18 protein-coding genes are annotated in these 20,326 nt (G+C 53.7%); 8 read left to right on the top strand and 10 right to left on the bottom strand.

The genetic code is table 11. The features are described from left to right. Positions 1 to 10: 10 nt before the first annotated feature. The gene (gene mntA, locus J5069_RS22360; protein ID WP_264645907.1) at positions 11 to 394 is read left to right on the top strand and encodes a type VII toxin-antitoxin system MntA family adenylyltransferase antitoxin; all 384 of its coding nucleotides are present in this window, start codon (positions 11 to 13) and stop codon (positions 392 to 394) included. Continuing rightward, on the top strand, positions 391 to 792 hold the full coding sequence (gene hepT / locus J5069_RS22355) for a type VII toxin-antitoxin system HepT family RNase toxin (protein ID WP_264645906.1): 402 nt from the start codon (positions 391 to 393) through the stop codon (positions 790 to 792). Before mntA ends, hepT begins: the two co-directional genes overlap by 4 nt. 58 nt (positions 793 to 850) lie before the next feature. Here the strand turns inward: hepT and dcuC are convergent, their stop codons facing one another. The 4 genes from dcuC to udk form a co-directional block, all read right to left on the bottom strand. Beyond that, positions 851 to 2,203, bottom strand: coding sequence for an anaerobic C4-dicarboxylate transporter DcuC (gene dcuC, locus J5069_RS22350; protein WP_264645905.1), 1,353 nt, complete (start codon positions 2,201 to 2,203; stop codon positions 851 to 853). Positions 2,204 to 2,677: 474 nt separating this feature from the next. Beyond that, complete coding sequence (gene asmA / locus J5069_RS22345; RefSeq protein ID WP_264645904.1) at positions 2,678 to 4,528, bottom strand: outer membrane assembly protein AsmA; 1,851 nt, start codon at positions 4,526 to 4,528, stop codon at positions 2,678 to 2,680. A gap of 44 nt (positions 4,529 to 4,572) precedes the next feature. Next, the gene (gene dcd / locus J5069_RS22340; protein WP_222160069.1) at positions 4,573 to 5,154 is read right to left on the bottom strand and encodes a dCTP deaminase; all 582 of its coding nucleotides are present in this window, start codon (positions 5,152 to 5,154) and stop codon (positions 4,573 to 4,575) included. A gap of 37 nt (positions 5,155 to 5,191) precedes the next feature. Beyond that, entirely contained in the window at positions 5,192 to 5,833 is a 642-nt protein-coding gene (udk, locus tag J5069_RS22335) for a uridine kinase (RefSeq protein ID WP_196906238.1), read from the bottom strand. Between the two features lie 230 nt (positions 5,834 to 6,063). On the opposite strand from udk, the gene J5069_RS22330 reads away from it, so the two are divergent. After that, positions 6,064 to 6,348 (top strand): GIY-YIG nuclease family protein, encoded by a 285-nt coding sequence (locus tag J5069_RS22330; protein ID WP_264645903.1) that lies wholly within the window; start codon positions 6,064 to 6,066, stop codon positions 6,346 to 6,348. A gap of 287 nt (positions 6,349 to 6,635) precedes the next feature. Here the strand turns inward: J5069_RS22330 and apbC are convergent, their stop codons facing one another. After that, complete coding sequence (gene apbC / locus J5069_RS22325; protein WP_264645902.1) at positions 6,636 to 7,745, bottom strand: iron-sulfur cluster carrier protein ApbC; 1,110 nt, start codon at positions 7,743 to 7,745, stop codon at positions 6,636 to 6,638. A gap of 226 nt (positions 7,746 to 7,971) precedes the next feature. On the opposite strand from apbC, the gene metG reads away from it, so the two are divergent. The 4 genes from metG to fdnI all read left to right on the top strand — a co-directional run bounded on the left by metG (position 7,972) and on the right by fdnI (position 14,998). Further along, positions 7,972 to 9,999, top strand: coding sequence for a methionine--tRNA ligase (gene metG, locus J5069_RS22320; protein ID WP_264645901.1), 2,028 nt, complete (start codon positions 7,972 to 7,974; stop codon positions 9,997 to 9,999). Between the two features lie 414 nt (positions 10,000 to 10,413). Then, entirely contained in the window at positions 10,414 to 13,461 is a 3,048-nt protein-coding gene (gene fdnG, locus J5069_RS22315) for a formate dehydrogenase-N subunit alpha (RefSeq protein ID WP_264645900.1), read from the top strand. 11 nt (positions 13,462 to 13,472) lie between these two features. After that, positions 13,473 to 14,363, top strand: coding sequence for a formate dehydrogenase subunit beta (gene fdxH, locus J5069_RS22310; RefSeq protein ID WP_264645899.1), 891 nt, complete (start codon positions 13,473 to 13,475; stop codon positions 14,361 to 14,363). After that, a complete protein-coding gene (fdnI, locus tag J5069_RS22305; protein WP_264645898.1) occupies positions 14,360 to 14,998 on the top strand; it encodes a formate dehydrogenase-N subunit gamma in 639 nt (212 codons plus the stop codon). The genes fdxH and fdnI overlap by 4 nt, the downstream gene beginning before the upstream one ends. 177 nt (positions 14,999 to 15,175) lie before the next feature. Here the strand turns inward: fdnI and pgl are convergent, their stop codons facing one another. After that, entirely contained in the window at positions 15,176 to 16,174 is a 999-nt protein-coding gene (pgl, locus tag J5069_RS22300) for a 6-phosphogluconolactonase (RefSeq protein ID WP_264645897.1), read from the bottom strand. Positions 16,175 to 16,270: 96 nt separating this feature from the next. Here pgl and J5069_RS22295 point away from each other — a divergent pair, with 96 nt between their 5' ends. After that, a complete protein-coding gene (locus tag J5069_RS22295) occupies positions 16,271 to 17,092 on the top strand; it encodes a pyridoxal phosphatase (protein WP_264645896.1) in 822 nt (273 codons plus the stop codon). Positions 17,093 to 17,262: 170 nt separating this feature from the next. Here J5069_RS22295 and modC read toward each other — a convergent pair whose 3' ends face one another. The 4 genes from modC to J5069_RS22275 all read right to left on the bottom strand — a co-directional run bounded on the left by modC (position 17,263) and on the right by J5069_RS22275 (position 20,107). Continuing rightward, complete coding sequence (modC, locus tag J5069_RS22290) at positions 17,263 to 18,321, bottom strand: molybdenum ABC transporter ATP-binding protein ModC (RefSeq protein WP_264645895.1); 1,059 nt, start codon at positions 18,319 to 18,321, stop codon at positions 17,263 to 17,265. Continuing rightward, the gene (gene modB, locus J5069_RS22285) at positions 18,321 to 19,010 is read right to left on the bottom strand and encodes a molybdate ABC transporter permease subunit (protein ID WP_264645894.1); all 690 of its coding nucleotides are present in this window, start codon (positions 19,008 to 19,010) and stop codon (positions 18,321 to 18,323) included. Before modB ends, modC begins: the two co-directional genes overlap by 1 nt. Further along, the gene (modA, locus tag J5069_RS22280; RefSeq protein WP_264645893.1) at positions 19,007 to 19,783 is read right to left on the bottom strand and encodes a molybdate ABC transporter substrate-binding protein; all 777 of its coding nucleotides are present in this window, start codon (positions 19,781 to 19,783) and stop codon (positions 19,007 to 19,009) included. The genes modB and modA overlap by 4 nt, the downstream gene beginning before the upstream one ends. Before the next feature lie 174 nt (positions 19,784 to 19,957). Continuing rightward, positions 19,958 to 20,107 (bottom strand): AcrZ family multidrug efflux pump-associated protein, encoded by a 150-nt coding sequence (locus tag J5069_RS22275; protein ID WP_264645892.1) that lies wholly within the window; start codon positions 20,105 to 20,107, stop codon positions 19,958 to 19,960. Between the last annotated feature and the right edge of the window lie 219 nt (positions 20,108 to 20,326).

The raw sequence follows: 20,326 nt of genomic DNA, 5'->3' as shown, positions 1-20,326 counted from the left end.
GAGATATCTTATGCGTGATGCATTAATCAGTTTGATAAAAGAGGCAATACCCACTGTCAGCCTTATTTACCTGTTCGGCTCTCATGCGACAGGAAATGCTGGCCCTGACAGCGATATAGATGTTGCCGTGTTGGCACAAGACCCTCTCGATCCTGTTTATCGCTGGGAGCTTGCTGGCGAAATAGCCAGCGCGTTGCATCGTGATGTCGATCTGATTGACCTTAGACAAGCCTCAACGGTATTACGCATGGAGATTATTCGCCACGGAGTTTGCCTGTATCAGCGCAATCAGGAAGCAGAACAATTCGAAATGACCACGCTTTCCATGTATCAACATTTACAGCAAGAGCGTGCGGAGATCTTGGCGGATTTCAAACAGAGCCTGCATCAATGACAGATATCATCATTAACAAAAGTGCAGCGATACGTCGCTGTTTGCAACGAATTAGGGAAGAGTTCAATCATGATGCAGAACACTTCACTACCGACTTTACCCGGCAAGATTCCGTTATCTTAAACCTGCTGCGCGCCTGTGAAGCCGCCATTGATTTAGCCAATCATACTATTCGCGTACATCAACTCGGTATTCCGCAAAGCAGCCGCGACAGCTTTGCCTTGCTGGCAAATCACCACATTATTACGCCGGAGTTGGCTGAGAAACTACAGAAAATGGTTGGGTTACGTAACATTGCGGTTCATGACTATCAAACGCTGAACCTGGATATCGTTATCTATGTTGTGCAGCATCACCTCATTGATTTTGAAGCGTTCATTAAGCAACTCGCCCGTTAATTGATTTTGTTTGCAAAACATCCCCCACCGAATAAACAGTGAGGGATGCCCATTTGCCTTACGCCGGAATCAAAATTTCCGTAGCCACCACCACCACAATCAGCCCGACCAATACCGGCACTGACGTGCGTTTTACCACTTCAAACGGCGAGACTTTTGCCATCCCTGCCACTGCAACCACCACGCCTGACACCGGAGAAATGGTTCTGCCAAGGTTAGAGGCTTGCAGCATCGGGATTGCCAGATAGGCTGGGTTGATGCCCATTTGTGAAGCCAACTTAGGGATCAGTTCGACAAACGCATAGAACGGCGCGTTACCTGAACCCGTGGTCATTGCCGCCAGCATGGTGATCACCACCAGTACCAGCATGATAAGCAATGCGCCGCTGCCAAAGGATTGCACCAACCCGATCAACCCACTGATAAAACCGATGGTGCTTAACCCCTGCGCAAACACACCGGCGGCAACCAGCAGCACCACTACGCTGGAGAAGGCTTCTGCCATGCCTTTGTAGGCAACATCCAGCCCGGCATAAATGGTTTTGGCGTTAAAGAAACGCAGAAATTCACACACGGCAGCCAGCAGCATGCAGATCACCAGGATGGTGATAATGTGCAGTTCCGGCCCCCACTTACCATCAAAAATCAGCACACCGATGATCGGCGTAAACGGCAAAATGGCGTAAACGCGCGGCGCATTGGTTTCAATGTCTTTCGCTTCGACCATTTCGTGGCTGATGTTCTCTTTTCGGTCGATATAGCGCTGCCAGAAGAAGTGTGCAATCGCCATCGATACAATGGCGGCAATGGAGATCGGCAACGTCACCTTAAACGCAAAATCCACCAACTTCATTTGCGAAGCCTGTGCCGCCAGCACCACATCACCAGAGGTTGGCGACAGGATCAAAGCCGCCGGCGAGGCGCAGATAGCCGCCGCCGCGCCACGACTGATGCCCACGTTCACCATGACCGGGAACAGCGTTGCCATCAGCAACACACCCAGCCCGGTGGCGGATGACACGGCCAGTGACATCAGGCAGGCAACGAAATAGGCGGCAATCATCAGTAAATAAGGGGAGTTGATCACTTTCAGCGGGCGTGAAACCAGTTTTACCACCACGTCATTGGCGCCAATGTGGGTCATGTAGGCGGCGAATCCGCACAGTACCATGATCATCATGCCGAGGTCGCCGCCGCGGCTCATCAGCAGAATTTTGACGTATTCAACAATATCCGTTAAGCCCCACCCCGTGGATTTCGCACTGGCGGGCAGTACGCTTTTCCCCATCAGCACGCTGATCAGCAGCAACAACAACCCGCCCGCCATCAGCACGCCGGTCGCGGAATAGCCTTTAATGATGTAACGGCCCACCAGCACCGTCACAACAACACCTATAAGGAGTTCGATCATGATGTTTCTCTGTTGAAAGTGAACGTAAAAGCGCCTGACGGGCAGACATCAGATAACGCTCTGGTATAAGAAAACGCGATAAAAGCAGGGGAGTGTACTGATTTGTAGAAAAACTACAAATGGCAAAGATCAAAGAAGTAAAGTTTATTTCCCTAAACGAGGTGAGGTTAATAAACTGCCTATTGGCGTATTGAAAGAAAAAAAACCATTAACGGTCATGGTTAACGTGGCAGCCATCTCTGTCGTCCTCGGCGCAGCATGCATCCGTCATCCTCGGCGAAAGCCGGGGATCTCTGCCAGAAAGAACGCGTTTCTCCTGTAGGAGATTCCCGCCTACGCGGGAATGACGGGTGAAGTGCGGGAATGACGAATGGTGCATGGGAATGATGAATGGCGTGTTGATTGGCGGAGGGGAACGTAAATAACGAGTTCCCCCTCTTTGTCATCCTCGGTCTAAGAAAGCGTCATAGGCGATCAAAGCTTGTCGAGAAGCTGTTTTAGCCCTTTGCTGGTCTGGCTCTGTTGATTTTTATCAGCCCAATCATTGAGCCGCTTTTTCATCTCATCCTGAAGGCGTTTGCGCAGCAACTGATCGACTTGCAGTTGATAGCTCAGGTTGTTGATCGGGCCGTAAATACGCAGCGGTACGCTGGTGGATTTTAAAATCTCTACCAACTGCTCGTTACCACGCCAGCCGTCGGTAATGTGCACGCTAAAGTTCATGTCACATTGTTGAGCCGGAAGATCAAACTGGCTGGTGCCGGTGAGAGACAGCAAGGCGGATTGACCGGTGATATCACTCACTCGCAGTTTGCCAGCATTGAGCTCGGCATTGCCGGTCAACCGCGTAATGTCGGTATAGCGATCGTAGCGCTCTAACGCCTGCACATTGCTGTTGTTGCGCACCACCGCCAACTGAATCATCTGCTGGATATTCACGCCCTGAAAGCGCAAGTTGTCCACGCTCAACGCCGCGTTGCCCCGCCACTGGCGCATCAACGCATCCAGCGAGAAGGTATCGCCACTAAACTGTCCTTTTAACGACAGTTTGCCACTCACCGTTTGCGGCAACGCAAACGCTACTGTCAGCGGCTCGATCTGTACATTCTCAATAGCAGGTTGCAGGGTGATTTTCGGCGTTGCCTTTGCATCCATTTTCCCGGTCAGAGCAATACGCCCGCCGTTAAGCTCGCTCTGCAATGAGGAAAGGGTCAACACACCAGCCTGATTGACCGCGTTGAGGTTCACCTTGCTGAAGGTCAGGCCACGGTAGATAAGCGTGTCTGCCTGCAATGCCAACCGCGCGCTGAACGATTGCCATAAGGCATCCCCTTCACTCAGCCCACGTTCCGTCGATACTACCGGCGTAACGGTCTTGATCGCCGCAGGCGTAGCGTTCTGCGTTTGTGACGTTGGCGCACTTCCCAGTAGTGCATCGAGATTTAGCCGCGCCGCGTTGATGTCCAGCGTATATTCCGGGTGTTCACCCAGGATTGCCGCCGCATTCCCGCTCAGTTGGCTGTCGCTCGCCGCTAACGTGAACTGACTTACCGTGACCTTTTCTGGCTGGGCAGTGCCAGCAGCCTGCTGATAACTGGCTTGAAGGCTACCGCTGCCGCTGATGCCACCAGAGGGAATACCCGCGCCCTGAAGTTGGTATTGGAATTGCTCGATGGTTGCATCTATTTGCTGTGGATAGTGCTGCATATCCAGATTTGCCTGAAGTGACACCGCAAGGTCACGCTGATCGCGATTAATGCGGCTGGTCAGTTCCAACGCTAGCTGGCGCTCGCTGCTCTGTTCCAGCGTCAGGTTGATGTCGCGCACGTTGAGCTGTTCGTCGTCACCGCGTTGCAAAATCAACAGGCTATCCACGATTTTCAACTGATTAACGGCAAGTCGCCAATTACGCGTCTCTTCCGGGGTTGACGAACCAGCTGGCGCAATCGGCGCTGTGCTGGCGCGATGCGCTTCGCTTTCGGGCGTTAAGCGCACCACGGCCCCTTTGAGCATCACCTGTTTCACTTCCAGACGATGTGACAGTAACGGCCAGAGTTTGACATCCAGACGCATGTTTTCTGCACTAATAATCGGCGACGCCGCTCCCGGTGCGGTTAGCGACATCCCGCCGGAAAGAATGCTGAGCTGCGGCCAAACGTGCCAGCGCAGATCCCCTTCCAACTGCAAGCGGTATCCGCTGCGGGCGTCGACCTGGCTTACCATGTAAGCGCGGAAATCGTTGGGGTTTACCAGCATGACTAGCGCCGTCATACCAACAGCCAGCACCACAAGCAGAATCGCCAGCGTCGTCAACACTCTTTTCATGCCATCCTCCCAACAATCAGTGCAACAGCATTATGCACTGGCGATCAATCCTTATCGATTCGACTCGCCACAGCACCTTGTTGATCTTTGTATTTCGCATCTTCACGACGGTTGTAGGGGCGTGCGGCCGGGCCAGAGAGCGGTTCAAAACTCAATGCACCGATAATCATGCCAGGGCGTAATGCCAACGGTAGCTTACCTGAATTATAGAACTCCAGCACAATTCTACCTTGCCAACCGGGATCGATACGGTGTGCAGTAACGTGAACCATTAATCCCAGGCGCGCCAAAGAGGAGCGACCGTCGAGCCAGCCCACCAAATTGTCCGGCAGCGTCACGGATTCCAGCGTTACCGCCAGTGCCAGTTCACCGGGATGCAGGAAAAACGCTTCGCCTTCCGGCAAGTTAATCTCGTCGCTCATCACGCGATCGAGTGCCGCGCTGACTTCATCTTTCGGGCCGCTCAAATCGATAAATGCAGCCGTATGGCCACTAAAAACGCGAAACTGATTGCCCAGCCGCACATCTAGCGTTGCGCCGTTAATTCTTTCAACCGGAGGACGAGGGGTGATAACCAGGCGTCCATCGTCTAGCCAGCTTTCTATGTCACGATCGCACAGTCTCATGTTGTTCCCTTTTCACGTTTAAGCCGTCACTGGTGAGTTATTCAAAAAACTGACTTATTTTGGCTTTCAGAATATCAATAGCAATACGGTTTTTACCGCCGCGTGGCACGATGATATCCGCATATTGCTTCGACGGTTCAATAAATTGCAAAAACATCGGGCGTACCGTTTTTTGGTACTGCTCCATGACCGAATCCATGGAACGACCGCGTTCGTTCACATCACGGCGCATACGACGCAGCAGGCAGATATCCAGCGGGGTATCGACAAAAATGGAAAAATTCAGCTCAGCGCGCAGGCGGACTTCCGTCAGTAGCAAGATACCTTCCAGAATGATCACTTTTTTCGGCAGCAAGCGTACCGTCTCTTGCTTGCGGGTATGCTCGACGTAACTGTACTGCGGCAACTCAATCGCTTGTCCGGCCTTGAGCATTTTCAGATGCGTTAACAGCAGGTCATGGTCCATGGCATTGGGGTGGTCATAGTTGGTTTTCACCCGCTCTTCCATGCTCAGATGGCTTTGATCTTTATAATAACTGTCTTCCGGGATGACCCCGATATGCTCATCCCCCACCTGATCGCGCAACTCGCGATAGAGCGTACTGGAAATAAGACTCTTGCCAGAAGCGGATGCTCCTGCAATTCCGATGATGACACACTGGTGAGACGTCGCAGCCATGACAATTAATGACCTGATAAATGAGGGAAATGCCGAATGGCATAGTAACGGGTAAACAAACAGTAACGAGCGAATTATAGGGAGTTAAGGCAGGTAGCGCCAGCCCTACACATGGTCATTTCTGGTTTGCAAAATGATAAGCGAGCACGGTCGCTGTATTTGATGATAACGAAAGATGTCACGGTGAAGATCAGTTACAACGGGGTTCCTAATATGCCAGGTAAATAAGAATGTCGCCAAGTGTCTATATATTAACCAACAAACCAAATGGCACGCTTTATGTCGGTGTAACCAGTAATTTGATACAACGCATCTGGCAGCATAAGAATCTAAAAGCCAAAGGATTTACCCAGCGATACAATCTAAATCAGCTTGTTTATTATGAATATACTGAAAATATGCTCGTGGCGATTCAGCGGGAGAAGCAGTTAAAAAAATGGAGGCGAGCGTGGAAAACTCACTTGATCGAGGCAGCTAATCCTTTGTGGAATGACTTGTTCTTTACGCTGTTCTGAGTGCCCCTCCGTCATCTTCAGCGAAAAATGAGGCTCCCCCTAACTGTCATCCTCGGCGAATGCCGGGGATCTCTGGCTGAATGAACGCGTTTCGTCTGGTAGAGATTCCCTCCTACACGGGAATCACGAAGTAAAGGGCGGGAATGACAAATACTCATTCGTCATCCTCGGCGACAGCCGGGGATCTCTGGCAGAAGTAACTCGTTTCGTTGGTGAGAGATTCCCGCCTGCGCGGGAATGACGAAGTAAAGGGTGGGAACGCCATACGTTCCCACTCCTGTAGCCAGTCACACCGCGCGGAACGAAATCTCGGTCGGAATGACTTCACCCTGCCAGTAAAGTTGCGCAGCAACTTGCCCGGCCAGTTCGCGATACAGTGAGGTGAACTCGCTGTCCGGCTTGCTGGCAACGGTGGGTTCACCGCGATCGAGATCTTCGCGCAGGGAGATATGCAACGGCAGTTGCCCCAGCAGGGCACAGTTGTATTTCTCCGCCAGTTTCTGCGCGCCGCCGGTGCCAAAAATCGGCTCCAGGTGACCACAGTGGCTGCAAATGTGCACGCTCATGTTCTCGACGATACCCAACACCGGCACGCTGACTTTCTCGAACATGGTGATGCCTTTCATGGCATCCACCAGGGCAATGTCTTGCGGCGTCGTCACCACCACGGCGCCCGTCACCGGCACATTTTGCGCCAGCGTCAATTGGATATCCCCGGTGCCCGGCGGCATATCCAATACCAGATAATCGAGATCCGGCCAGAGCGTATCTTGCAACAGTTGCAACAGCGCTTTACTCGCCATCGGGCCGCGCCACACCATGGCGTTATCGTCCGTGACCAGATAACCGATAGAGTTGGTCGCCAGGCCGTAAGCCATAATCGGTGCCATGTGCTGACCATCCGGCGAGGTCGGACGCTCGCTGGCGGTGCCCAGCATGGTTGGTATGGACGGACCATAGATGTCGGCATCGAGAATACCCACCGACGCCCCCTCTGCGGCCAGCGCCAGCGCCATGTTCACCGCGGTGCTGGATTTCCCCACGCCGCCCTTGCCAGAGCTAACGGCAATAATGTTTTTGACACCTTTAACACCCGCCTGATTGTTGACGCGACGCAGCGTGGCAATACTGTGCGTCAGGCGCCATTCCACATCTTTGGCACCGGTTAAACGCATCAACTCGGGGCTGACGGTCTCTTTTAATACTTCCAACCCACTTAACCAGGCAAACGGCATCACCAGTTCGATGCGCAGCACCTCATCCAGCAAGGCGCAGTGATGCAAGGCATTGAGCGTCGTCAGGTTATTTTTCAGCGTCGGGTGCTTAAACGTGGAGAGGACACCGGTCACCAGTGCCTTCAGCGTATCGGGGGTTTGCTCAGGGATTGTTGCGTTCATCCCGGCTCCTTATCGTTCTCATTATTTTGTGGAAAAACAGCCATAGCATAACAGAATGCCCCGCCCCGATCGTTGACCTCAGTGAAAAAATCGGCCCAAGCCACGTGAACGCCGCGTTGCCCGCGTTTGACAGGGTTTTCCGCTTACAGCGGTTTACGCCGCAAGGGGCTATCGGTTAACATCGGGATTCCCTCTCATCATCATGAAAGAAAGTAAGTTCCCCACTATGACTCAAGTCGCTAAGAAAATATTGGTAACCAGCGCGTTGCCTTATGCTAACGGATCAATCCACCTCGGCCACATGCTGGAGCATATCCAGGCTGATATCTGGGTCCGTTATCAGCGAATGCGCGGTCACCAGGTTCACTTTATCTGTGCGGATGACGCCCACGGTACGCCAATCATGTTGAAAGCACAGCAGATGGGCGTGGCACCGGAGCAGATGATTGCGGACGTGAGTCAGGAACATCAGCGGGATTTCGCTGGCTTTCAGATCAGCTACGACAATTATCACTCCACCCACAGTGAAGAGAACCGGGAACTGTCCGGTCTTATCTATGGTCGTTTGAAAGAGAACGGTTTTATTAAAAACCGCACCATTTCTCAGCTCTACGATCCGGAAAAAGGCATGTTCCTGCCGGACCGTTTCGTCAAGGGCACCTGCCCGAAATGTAAAGCGGTCGATCAGTATGGCGATAACTGCGAAGTGTGCGGCGCGACCTATAGCCCGACAGAACTGATCGATCCAAAATCGGCGGTTTCCGGTGCTACGCCGGTGATGCGCGAGTCAGAACACTTCTTCTTCGATTTGCCTGCATTCAGTGAAATGCTGCAAGCCTGGACGCGTTCCGGTGCGTTGCAGGAGCAGGTCGCCAACAAGATGCAAGAGTGGTTTGATGCTGGCCTGCAACAGTGGGATATCACCCGTGACGCGCCCTACTTCGGCTTTGAAGTGCCGGACGCGCCGGGCAAATATTTCTATGTCTGGCTGGATGCGCCGATCGGTTACATGGGGTCGTTTAAAAACCTGTGCGACAAACGCGGTGATATCGATTTTGATGAATTCTGGGGTAAAGAGAGTCGCGCTGAGCTTTACCATTTCATCGGTAAAGACATCGTCTATTTCCACAGCCTGTTCTGGCCTGCCATGCTGGAAGGCAGCGGCTTCCGCAAACCGACCAACCTGTTTGTGCACGGCTATGTGACGGTAAACGGCGCCAAGATGTCCAAATCGCGCGGTACCTTTATCAAGGCCGAGACCTATCTGCAACACCTGGATGCCGATTGCCTGCGCTATTACTATGCAGCCAAGTTGTCGTCACGCATTGATGATATCGACCTCAATCTGGAAGATTTCGTGCAGCGCGTTAATGCCGATATCGTTAACAAAGTGGTTAACCTCGCGTCACGCAACGCCGGATTTATCAATAAGCGTTTTGGCGGCAAACTGGCGGAAACGCTGGCCGATGCCGAGCTTTATGCCACTTTCGCCAATGCGGCAGACAGCATTGCCGACGCCTTTGCCAACCGTGAATCCGGCAAAGCCATCCGCGAAATCATGGCGCTGGCCGACCTCGCCAACCGCTATGTGGACGAACAGGCCCCGTGGGTAGTGGCAAAAGAAGAAGGCCGCGATGCGGACTTGCAGGCGATTTGCTCTATGGGCATCAACCTGTTCCGCGTGCTGATGACCTACCTGAAACCGGTATTGCCGTCACTGGCTGAGCGCACCGAGGCGTTCCTCAACACGACGCTGACATGGGATGCGGTAGCACAACCGCTGCTGGGTCACGACGTGAAAGCGTTCAAAGCCTTGTTCAACCGTATCGATCTCGACAAGGTCAATGCGATGGTTGACGCCTCGAAAGAGGACATGAGTGCCAAGAACGTGGTGACCGGCCCGCTGGCTGACGATCCGATTCAGGACACCATCAGCTTTGACGATTTTGCCAAAGTGGATATGCGCATAGCGCTGATCAAACAGGCAGATTTCGTGGAAGGCTCTGACAAGCTGCTGCGCCTGACGCTGGATCTCGGCGGTGAAACTCGCCAGATTTTCTCCGGCATCCGCACGGCTTATCCCGATCCGAAAGCGTTGGAAGGCCGTTTGACCATCATGGTCGCCAACCTGGCCCCGCGCAAAATGCGCTTCGGTGTGTCGGAAGGCATGGTGATGGCAGCAGGCCCTGGCGGCAAGGAAATCTTCCTGCTCAGCCCGGACAGCGGTGCTCAGCCGGGAATGCAAGTGAAATAACCCATCAAGCAGACATAACATAATCATTCCCGCGCAAGCGGGAATCCCTAACAGACGAAACGCGTTCTTTCTGTCAGAGATCCTCGGCTTTCGCCGAGGATGACGGCGGGGTTTTGCCGCAAAACATCTCACAGAGGTAGCATCTCTCCCTCTTTCCTGTTGCTCAATTGTGTCTTTTTTGTACGGCGGTTTTTTGCCGTTTTGGCTATTTTTGCAGCGAAAAAACAACCGTCAGATTACAAAACTGAAACCAAACGCTATATAATCTATTATATATCGCTATAAAAACATACCTTTAAAGGAGTAAAAAGGTGTTTTAAATACTTAAATTTTGATTTCGCGCAAAACCCCTATCGTGAGTGTTGTTAAATTGCCTGCAACAAAAAATAAACAAACCATCACCTAGGGAAACTAATGCAAATCAATAGAAGAGGTTTCTTTAAAGTTTGTGCGGGGGGTATGGCTGGCACTACCCTCGCCGCACTGGGCTTTGCCCCCACGGAAGCAATGGCATCGGTGCGTCAGTACAAGTTACTGCGCGCCAAGGAAACACGTAACAACTGCACCTACTGCTCCGTCGGGTGCGGTGTGTTGATGTACAGCCTGGGTGATGGCGCGAAAAACGCCAAACCCGCCATTTATCATATCGAGGGGGATCCGGATCATCCGGTAAGCCGTGGCTCGCTGTGCCCGAAGGGCGCGGGGCTGGTTGACTACATCCACAGTGAAGGCCGTTTAAAGCACCCCGAGTATCGCGCTCCGGGTTCCGATAAATGGCAGCGCATTAGCTGGGATGATGCCATTGACCGCATTGCGCGCCTGATGAAGGCTGACCGCGATGCCAACTTTGAGCGCGTCAACGCCAAAGGCACGGTGGTTAACCGTTGGTTGACCACCGGCATGCTGTGTTCTTCTGCCGCCAGCAATGAAACCGGTATCCTCGATCAGAAATTTGCCCGCTCACTGGGCATGGTGGCGATCGACTGTCAGGCACGTCTGTGCCACGGTCCGACCGTTGCCGCACTCGCGCCGACGTTTGGTCGCGGTGCCATGACCAACAACTGGGTGGATATCAAAAACGCCAACCTGATTATCGTGATGGGCGGTAACGCCGCAGAAGCCCATCCGGTGGGTTTTAAATGGGCCGTCGAAGCGAAAACCCATAACGACGCCAAACTGATCGTGGTTGACCCGCGCTTTAACCGCTCCGCCGCCGTGGCCGATCTTTATGCTCCGATCCGCGCAGGCTCGGATGCCGCCTTCCTGCTGGGCATCATCAACTATCTGATCACGCATGATAAAATTCATCATGAATACGTGAAGTCGTACACCAGCGCCAGCCTGATCGTGCGTGACGACTACAGTTTCGATGAAGGCCTGTTCAGCGGTTATAATGCGGATGCCCGCCAGTACGACAAGACCAGTTGGAATTACGAGCTGGATGCCAACGGCTTTGCCAAACGTGACATGACGCTGACGCACCCGCGTTGCGTCTGGAATCTGCTGAAAGCGCACGTTGCCCGTTATACCCCAGAGATGGTGGTCTCGCTGTGCGGCACGCCCGCGCACCATTATGAAGAGATCTGCCGCTCTCTGGCAGAAACCAGCGCCCCCGATAAAACCGCGACCTTCATGTACGCGCTGGGCTGGACGCACCACACCAACGGCGCGCAGATCATCCGTGCCGCTGCCATGATCCAGTTACTGCTGGGCAATATCGGCATGGCCGGTGGCGGCGTTAACGCCCTGCGCGGTCACTCCAACATTCAGGGCTATACCGACCTGGGGCTGCTGAGCCTTAACCTGCCAGGCTATATGCCGCTGCCGTCGGAAAAGCAGGCTGACCTGAAAACCTACCTCAAGCAGATCACGCCGGATGCGCTGCTGCCGGATCAGGTGAACTACTGGAAAAATACGCCAAAATTCTTTATCAGCATGATGAAGAGTTTCTATGGCGACCATGCGCAAGCGGACAACCAGTGGGGCTACGAATGGCTGCCGAAGTGGGATCGCAGCTACGACGTGATGGTACAAACCGAACTGATGATCGAAGGCAAAATGCACGGCTACATCGTGCAAGGCTTCAACCCGCTCGCCGCGTTCTCCAACAAGAACAAGGCGACGCAAGCGCTTTCCAAGTTGAAATACATGGTGGTTATCGATCCGCTGGCGACCGAAACCTCTACCTTCTGGCAGAACCACGGTGAATTTAACGACGTCGACAGCGCATCCATCCAGACCGAAGTGTTCCGTTTGCCTTCCAGTTGTTTCGCAGAAGAGAACGGCTCTATCGCCAACTCTGGCCGCTGGTTGCAGTGGCACTGGGCGGCGGCTGAACCACCGGCAGAAGCGCTGCACGACGGGAAGATCCTCGGCAAATTGCTGATGCGCCTGCGCGAGCTGTATCGCGAAGAAGGCGGCGTATGCCCTGAACCGCTGATGAACATCAACTGGAACTATCAGGATCCGGAAGATCCAACGCCGGAAGAGATTGCGCGCGAAAGTAACGGTATGGCGCTGGCCGATGTTTATGACGACAAAGGCACGCTGATCCTGAAAAAAGGTCAGCAACTGGCTGACTTCTCACAGCTGCGCGACGATGGCACCACGTCCAGCTTCTGCTGGATCTATGCCGGTAGCTGGACGGAAAAAGGCAACCAGATGGCTAACCGCGACAACAGCGATGCCGGTCTGGGGGCAACGCCGGGCTGGGCCTGGTGCTGGCCGCAAAACCGCCGCATTCTGTACAACCGCGCCTCCGCTGACCTGCAAGGGAAACCGTGGGACAGCAAGCGCAAGCTGTTGGAGTGGAACGGCCAGAAATGGCAAGGCATTGACGTGCCTGATTTCGCCGCTACCGTACCGCCCGGCAAAGACACCATGCCGTTTATCATGTTGCCGGAAGGCGTGGCACGTCTGTTCTCGGTCGATAAACTGGTTGATGGTCCGTTCCCTGAACACTACGAACCGATTGAAACGCCGCTCGATACCAACCCGCTGCACCCGTCTGTGATCTCCAGTCCGGCGGCACGGCTGTTTGCGCGCGACGCCAAAACCATGGGTAAGGCGAGCGATTTCCCGTATGTCGCCACCACCTACTCCATTACCGAGCTGTTCCGTCACTGGACCAAGCATGCGCGCATTAACGCCATTATCCAACCCGAGCAGTTTGTGGAGATTGGCGAAAACCTGGCGCAGAGCAAAGGGATCAAGGCGGGGGATGAGGTGAAGGTTTCCTGTCAGCGCGGCTACATCAAAGCCAAAGCGGTGGTCACCAAGCGTATCAAGACCTTGACCGTCGCCGGTAAAGCGATTGAAACGGTCGGGATACCTTGCCACTGGGGCTTTGAAGGCACCACGCGTAAAGGCTTCCTGGCAAATACCCTCACGCCCAGCGTCGGTGACGCTAACTCGCAAACGCCAGAGTTCAAGGCGTTTTTGGTGAATGTGGAAAAGGTGTAAGGTAGCGCGCTATGTCAATGCAATCTCAAGATATTATCCAACGTTCGGCTACCAGTAGCCTGACACCGCCACCGCACGTGAGAAACGACAAAAGCGAAGTGGCGAAACTGATTGACGTCACCACCTGTATTGGCTGTAAAGCCTGTCAGGCAGCCTGCTCCGAGTGGAACGACATTCGTGACGACGTGGGCCATAACCACGGGGTGTATGACAACCCGATGGATCTGAGCGCCAAATCCTGGACCGTGATGCGCTTTTCCGAAGTGGAAAGCGCCGACCGTCTGGAGTGGCTGATCCGTAAAGATGGCTGCATGCACTGTAGCGATCCGGGCTGTTTGAAGGCGTGCCCGTCTGCCGGCGCCATCATTCAGTACGCGAACGGCATTGTCGACTTCCAGTCTGAGCACTGCATCGGCTGCGGTTACTGCATCGCTGGCTGCCCGTTCAACGTGCCGCGTCTCAATAAAGACGATAACCGGGTGTACAAATGTACCCTGTGTGTCGATCGTGTGAGCACCGGCCAGGAACCGGCCTGTGTGAAAACCTGTCCGACCGGCGCAATTCATTTCGGCACCAAGGAAGAGATGAAACTGCTGGCGGAAGAGCGTATCACGCACCTGAAAAAACGCGGTTATGACAACGCGGGCCTGTACGATCCACAAGGGGTGGGCGGCACTCACGTCATGTACGTGCTGCACCATGCCGATAAACCGTCGCTCTATAACAATCTGCCCGACAATCCGCAGATCTCCACACCGGTCAACTTGTGGAAAGGTATCCTCAAACCGCTGGCAACGCTTGGCTTTGTCGCTACCTTTGCCGGTTTGATGTTCCACTATGTTGGCATCGGGCCAAATACGGAAGAGACGGAGCACGACCACGACGAGGAGGAGAAGCAATGAGCAAGCAGAAAATGATTGTGCGCACCAAATTCGTTGACCGCATTTGTCACTGGATTGTGGTGATCAGCTTCTTCCTGGTGGCGCTTTCCGGGATTGCGCTGTTTTTCCCAACGCTGCAATGGCTGACGCAAACCTTCGGTACGCCGCAGATGGGGCGCATCATGCACCCGTTCTTCGGCATTTTGATCGTGATTTGTCTGGTGCCGATGTTTTTCCGTTTTGTGAGCCACAATATCCCAAAACGCCGCGACCTGCCCTGGTTCCTGCATATCGTTGAGGTTCTGAAAGGTAACGAACACAACGTTGCGGATGTGGGCAAATACAACCCGGGCCAGAAAATGATGTTCTGGAGCATCATGGGATTGACGCTGGTATTGCTGGTTACCGGCATCATCATGTGGCGACCGTACTTTGCTCACCTGTTCCCGATCGATATCGTGCGCTACGCCATTCTGGTTCACGCGGCGGCGGCTATCGTGTTGATCCACGCCATCCTGATTCACATGTACATGGCGTTCTGGGTGCGCGGTTCCATCAAGGGGATGATCGAAGGCAAAGTGTCCGCTAGGTGGGCGCGTAAACACCACCCGCGTTGGGCGCGTCAGGTGCTGAACGAAGAAGAAGAGAAGAAATAGATCATAATCACGTCATTCCCGCGCCCTCTCACGTCATTCCCGCGCAGGCGGGAATCTCTTACAGATGCAACGCGTTCATTCTGCCAGAGATCCCCGGTCTACGCCGGGGATGACCGAGTGGTCTTGTAAGAGATCCCCGGCCTACGCCGGGGATGACGCCTACAGTCTCGGCCCGGCTCAATCAAGCGCCAACACACTCACCCACATTGGCCCCTGCCCTACCGCATAGCGCGCCAACGGTTGCAGCTTTCCGCTTTCCTGATCGATACGATACACCTCAATGTGCTGTGACTTCTGCCCAGCAGAAATCACAAACTCACCTAGATTATCGATATTGAAACCACGCGGCTGAGTCTCCGTGGGCTGATGTCCAACCAGCGTCAAGCTGCTGCCATCTTCTGACACCTGGAAAATACTCAACAGGCTGGCGGTACGATCGCAGCAATAAAGGAAGCGGCCATCTGGCGTCAAATGAATATCCGCCGCCCAACGGGTATCCGCAAAGCCCTGCGGCATGGCATCCAGTGACTGCACGGTACGTGCTTTGCCCTCTACCGAGTGCAGCTCAATCACGTCAACCGTACTGTTCAGCTCATTCACGCAGTAGGCAAAACGCTGATTTGGGTGAAAATCCATATGCCGTGGGCCTGCACCTTCCACCGCATGCAGGTCCGCTTGCGCCGCGACGGACAGCTCACCCTCGGCAGAAACGTCATACAAACGAATGCGATCTTCTTTCAAACACGGCGCCCACAGTACCCGGTTTTGGCGATCGATATTGCTGGAGTGGCAGCCTGACAAACCATCCAGTTGTTGAATCGGCTCACCCACAATGCCATCGGCATCAATCGGGCTGACGCTCAGCGTTTCACCGCTGTAGGAGGCGCTGAACAAAAAGCGCCCTTGGCGGTCTGTGGACAAATGCGTCGGGCTTCCCGGCAACGAGGCAGAACCGACCTGTGTCAGCAAACCTTGTGCATCGATACGGTAACTGATGGCCGAGAACGTCGGACGTACCCCAACGTAAAGATGCTGTTTGTTGGGTGCTATCACCATCGGCTGCACCTGACCCGGCGCATCAACAACCTGTAACAGCGTTAGCTGCCCCGAGGACGCCAACTGCCAAACGTGAATCTGCTGGCTTTCCGGACTGGCGATATAGACCACTTGCTGCATGCTTTTCTCCTTGGTTTGTCGCATTTTGCGCCATGCCACTTAGGGTGTAACATTATGGGCATTAACGCAATTCTAGACTCTCTTAATAGGACCGCTATGACGTATCGTATCATTGCTCTTGATTTGGACGGCACATTGCTTGACCGGCAAAAGAAAATTTTACCGGAATCCCTCACTGCGCTGGCGCTGGCACGCCAACAGGGTGTCAAAGTGGTGATCGTCACCGGGCGGCACCATTCCGCGATTCATCCGTTCTATCAGGCGTTGGATCTGGATACGCCGGCCATTTGCTGCAATGGCACCTACCTGTACGATTACCAGAAAAAACAGACATCGCAAGCCAATCCATTGACCGCGACCCAGGCTAAAAGCGTGCTGACCTTGTTAGGTGAATACGGCATTCACGGTCTGATGTACGCCGATGACGGCATGCTGTATCAAGAACCGACCGGCCACGTGATTCGTACCCAGGCGTGGGGCGAAACCCTACCGCCACACCAGCGCCCCACGTTCCTTCACGTTGACAGCCTGTTGAACGCCGCCGATCGGGTGCAAAATATCTGGAAATTCGCCCTTTCTCATTCGGATACGCAGGCGTTAGACAACTTTGCCAATCGGGTCATGGATGAGTTTGGCTTGACCTGTGAGTGGTCCTGGCAGGATCAGGTTGACGTGGCGCAGAGCGGAAATAACAAAGGCAAGCTGCTGAGTGAATGGGTCACGTCTCAGGGCTACGCCATGGGCGATGTAGTGGCCTTTGGCGATAACTTCAATGACATCAGTATGCTGGAAGCCGCCGGGCTTGGCGTTGCCATGGGCAACAGTGATGACGCGGTTAAAGCGCACGCCGATCTGGTTATCGGACACAATGAAGAGCCTGCTATTGCGCAGTTAATCCGCCAGCGCGTATTGCAATAGGGTCATCCTCAGCCACTTTCTTAGTTATCCTCGGCCTCATTCTTTGTCATCCTCGGCGCAAGCCGGGGATCTCTGGCAGAAGAAACGCGTTTCGCCTGTCAGAGATTCCCGCCTGCGCGGGAATGACGAAGAAAAAACGGGAATGACGGGTGGAAACGACGTAGAAAACGCTACGCCGTTATCGACACACTTTTGATCTGCGCATAAAGCCACATATCTGCATGCAATCTCAGATCATCGCGCGCCCAGGGTGAAATCCGCGCCCACAGGATTTGCCCGCCTACCGACAGCTTCACTTCGACCTGCTCATCGACGTCGATGCATTCCAACACTTTAGCGGGCAACACGTTACGAATACTGCTCGCCGTTGACGGTTGCAACACCAAAGAGACATCGACCGCGTTGACTCGAATCCGCAGCGGCGTTTTCAACGGCATCGCAACCCGATTCACCCACAGTCGTTGTTCGCCCAGCGACAGCGCCGTCATGGCATAACGCTCGTGCTGCTCCATCACTTTCACGTTGAGAATGCTGCTTTGCTCATCGCTCGGTAGCCAGGGACGCATCGCGCTGCTCGCCCACACCTCTTCCAACCGGCCTTCCGCTTTGACCTTACCTTTATCCAGCACCACTACCCGATCGGCTAACCGCACAATCTCTTCCATGCTGTGGCTGACATACAGGATAGGAATGTTGACCTCTTTCGCCAACGTCTCCAGATACGGTAATAGCTCACGTTTGCGCGGCAAATCAAGCGATGCCAGCGGCTCATCCATCAGCAGCAGTTCCGGTGCGGTCAGCAAGGCGCGGCCAATCGCTACACGCTGCTTTTCGCCACCGGAGAGGGTGAGCGGTAAGCGGTTTAACAGTGCCTCAATGCCCAGTAGTGCCACAATGGCATCAAACTGCGATTTCATGGATGACGCCATGCCATAACGCAGATTGCCTTGCACACGGTAATGCGGAAACAGCCGCGCATCCTGAAAGACATAACCCACATGGCGCTTTTCGGGCGGCAGGCAGATACGTTTTTCGGCATCCATTAACACGCGATCGTTGAGCACAATTCGGCCAGACTGCGGGCGCGTCAGGCCCACTACCGCATTGATCAGCGACGTCTTTCCGGCGCCAGATACGCCAAACACTGCAGAAATACCTGACGCAGGCAATTGGGTATCCACACGCAAATCAAGATCGCCGAGGCGTTGATGAAAATTGAGCTCCAGCATTACACCCCCAACCGTTTACGGCCCCAGCGGGTTAACCACTCAGAGAGCAGCAACGACGCCATTGAGAGCAGAATGGCTATCACACACAGGCGCGCCGCATCGGCTTCTGCACCGGGTGTTTGAATCAATGTGTACATTGCCGACGGGATAGTGCGTGTTTCCCCCGGAATATTGGACACAAACGTAATGGTTGCACCAAACTCACCCAGCGAACGGGCAAACGCCAATACCGTGCCTGCCACAATGCCGGGAAATGAAAGTGGTAACGTGATAGTCAGGAAAACACGCCAGGGATTGGCACCCAGCGTTCGGGCAGCCAGTTCCAGCCGTGTGTCCACCGCTTCCAGCGCCAGACGAATTGCGCGCACCATCAGGGGAAATGCGATCACTGCGGAGGCCAGCGCGGCACCGCGCCAGCTGAAACTGAAGCTGAGGCCGAACCATTCATAAAGCCATTGGCCGATAATGCCCTTTCTGCCCATCCCAATCAGCAACAAATAGCCAATCACCACCGGTGGCAACACCAGCGGCAAATGGATAATGCTGTCCAACAGCGATTTACCGGGAAAACGGCAGCGTACCAACACCCATGCCGCCAGGATCCCTAGCGGCAGGCTGAATATTACAGCGGTGATGGAAACTTTAAGACTCAGTTCAATGGCTTGCCATTCGTAATCCGTGAGCATCATCCGCGCGGCGAGAAACCGTAGCGTTTGAACACATCCGTAGCGGCAGGCGTTTTCAGATACTCATAGAAACCGGTCACCGTCGCGTTGTTATGATCTTTGATGATAGCCATCGGATATTCGACCGGCTTATGGCTTTCTTTCGGGAAAATACTGACCACTTTGACTTTGTTGCTGGCAACCGCGTCAGAGCCATACACGATGCCCAGAGGGGCTTCTTCACGTTCTACCAGCGCCATAGCGGAGCGCACATCGTTGGCGCGCGCCATTACCGGAGAGAGTTCATCCCAGGCTTTCAGATTTTGCAGCGCTTCTTTGGCATAGATCCCGGCAGGTACATGGTCCGGATCGCCAACCGCCAGATGGCCCCCTTTCAACAGGCTCTTCCAGTCGGTTTTATCCGTGATGGCAAAATGCTTCACATCGTTGGTTTTCGGTGCAATCACCACCAGCGCGTTGCCCAGCAGGGTATAGCGGGTCGCAGTATCCGTCAGTTTTTTATCCTGAGCGTAATCCATCCACTGCTGGTCGGCAGAAATAAACAGATCCGCAGGCGCGCCTTGTTCAATCTGGCGAGCCAGTGTTGAAGAGGACGCAAAAGAGGAAACGATATCGACGTTTTTCTCTTTTTTGTATTGTGCGGCAATTTCCTGCAACGCATTGGTCAGCGAAGCGGCGGCAAACACGGTGACTTTTTGTTCTGCCGCAAAGGCAGGCATCGCCAATGTTGCGCTCAGGGTTAATGCGACACCCCATTTCATCCATTGCTGTTTCATCGGTCTCTCCCAAGAGTAATTACATCAGGACGTTATCGTTGTATTCGGAATAATATAACGATAAATCCCGCAATGTCATGCGCTTTTGCTCGCATAATCCGAAGAGAGTACATACAAAAAAATAATGCCCGGTCTGTTTGACCGGGCATCAGAAGAAATGAAAACCTAGTGGGGTTACTTTCTTACACTGCTTTCATCGGCATGGCCAATGCGGGAAAAGACGTTAAACACTTCGCCTAAACCGTAGATAGCGCCGAGGATGATCGCCATCATCACGGGCACCATGGCCACTGCAAACAGCAGGCTTTTGAGCAATTCCAACATGCTTACCTCACTTATCGGCAACGGTGCGCTGATTAATGCGCGCGACATTCATCGCGAATCTCAACGTACCGCAACGAAAAATCATTACGGGTGATGATGAATAGTGTACCGTAACTGTAAGAATTAATGCGACCATTTGTGCGGTTTGCCCACACCGCCCAAACGCGCGACAATAGCGCTGCTCCGAGCGTAATACACGCTCGTTTTTGTCTTTTTTAA

Source organism: Candidatus Symbiopectobacterium sp. NZEC127 (assembly GCF_025962675.1).
Taxonomy (GTDB): domain Bacteria; phylum Pseudomonadota; class Gammaproteobacteria; order Enterobacterales; family Enterobacteriaceae; genus Symbiopectobacterium.
This window is presented reverse-complemented; position numbering and strand designations above follow the sequence as displayed.

Bases quoted from the DNA above. Each gene is read 5' to 3' on its own strand.
- mntA (WP_264645907.1), top strand. From the start codon at position 11: ATGCGTGATGCATTAATCAGTTTGATAAAAGAGGCAATACCCACTGTC.
- hepT (WP_264645906.1), top strand. From the start codon at position 391: ATGACAGATATCATCATTAACAAAAGTGCAGCGATACGTCGCTGTTTG.
- dcuC (WP_264645905.1), bottom strand. From the start codon at position 2,203: ATGATCGAACTCCTTATAGGTGTTGTTGTGACGGTGCTGGTGGGCCGT.
- asmA (WP_264645904.1), bottom strand. From the start codon at position 4,528: ATGAAAAGAGTGTTGACGACGCTGGCGATTCTGCTTGTGGTGCTGGCT.
- dcd (WP_222160069.1), bottom strand. From the start codon at position 5,154: ATGAGACTGTGCGATCGTGACATAGAAAGCTGGCTAGACGATGGACGC.
- udk (WP_196906238.1), bottom strand. From the start codon at position 5,833: ATGGCTGCGACGTCTCACCAGTGTGTCATCATCGGAATTGCAGGAGCA.
- J5069_RS22330 (WP_264645903.1), top strand. From the start codon at position 6,064: ATGTCGCCAAGTGTCTATATATTAACCAACAAACCAAATGGCACGCTT.
- apbC (WP_264645902.1), bottom strand. From the start codon at position 7,745: ATGAACGCAACAATCCCTGAGCAAACCCCCGATACGCTGAAGGCACTG.
- metG (WP_264645901.1), top strand. From the start codon at position 7,972: ATGACTCAAGTCGCTAAGAAAATATTGGTAACCAGCGCGTTGCCTTAT.
- fdnG (WP_264645900.1), top strand. From the start codon at position 10,414: ATGCAAATCAATAGAAGAGGTTTCTTTAAAGTTTGTGCGGGGGGTATG.
- fdxH (WP_264645899.1), top strand. From the start codon at position 13,473: ATGTCAATGCAATCTCAAGATATTATCCAACGTTCGGCTACCAGTAGC.
- fdnI (WP_264645898.1), top strand. From the start codon at position 14,360: ATGAGCAAGCAGAAAATGATTGTGCGCACCAAATTCGTTGACCGCATT.
- pgl (WP_264645897.1), bottom strand. From the start codon at position 16,174: ATGCAGCAAGTGGTCTATATCGCCAGTCCGGAAAGCCAGCAGATTCAC.
- J5069_RS22295 (WP_264645896.1), top strand. From the start codon at position 16,271: ATGACGTATCGTATCATTGCTCTTGATTTGGACGGCACATTGCTTGAC.
- modC (WP_264645895.1), bottom strand. From the start codon at position 18,321: ATGCTGGAGCTCAATTTTCATCAACGCCTCGGCGATCTTGATTTGCGT.
- modB (WP_264645894.1), bottom strand. From the start codon at position 19,010: ATGATGCTCACGGATTACGAATGGCAAGCCATTGAACTGAGTCTTAAA.
- modA (WP_264645893.1), bottom strand. From the start codon at position 19,783: ATGAAACAGCAATGGATGAAATGGGGTGTCGCATTAACCCTGAGCGCA.
- J5069_RS22275 (WP_264645892.1), bottom strand. From the start codon at position 20,107: ATGTTGGAATTGCTCAAAAGCCTGCTGTTTGCAGTGGCCATGGTGCCC.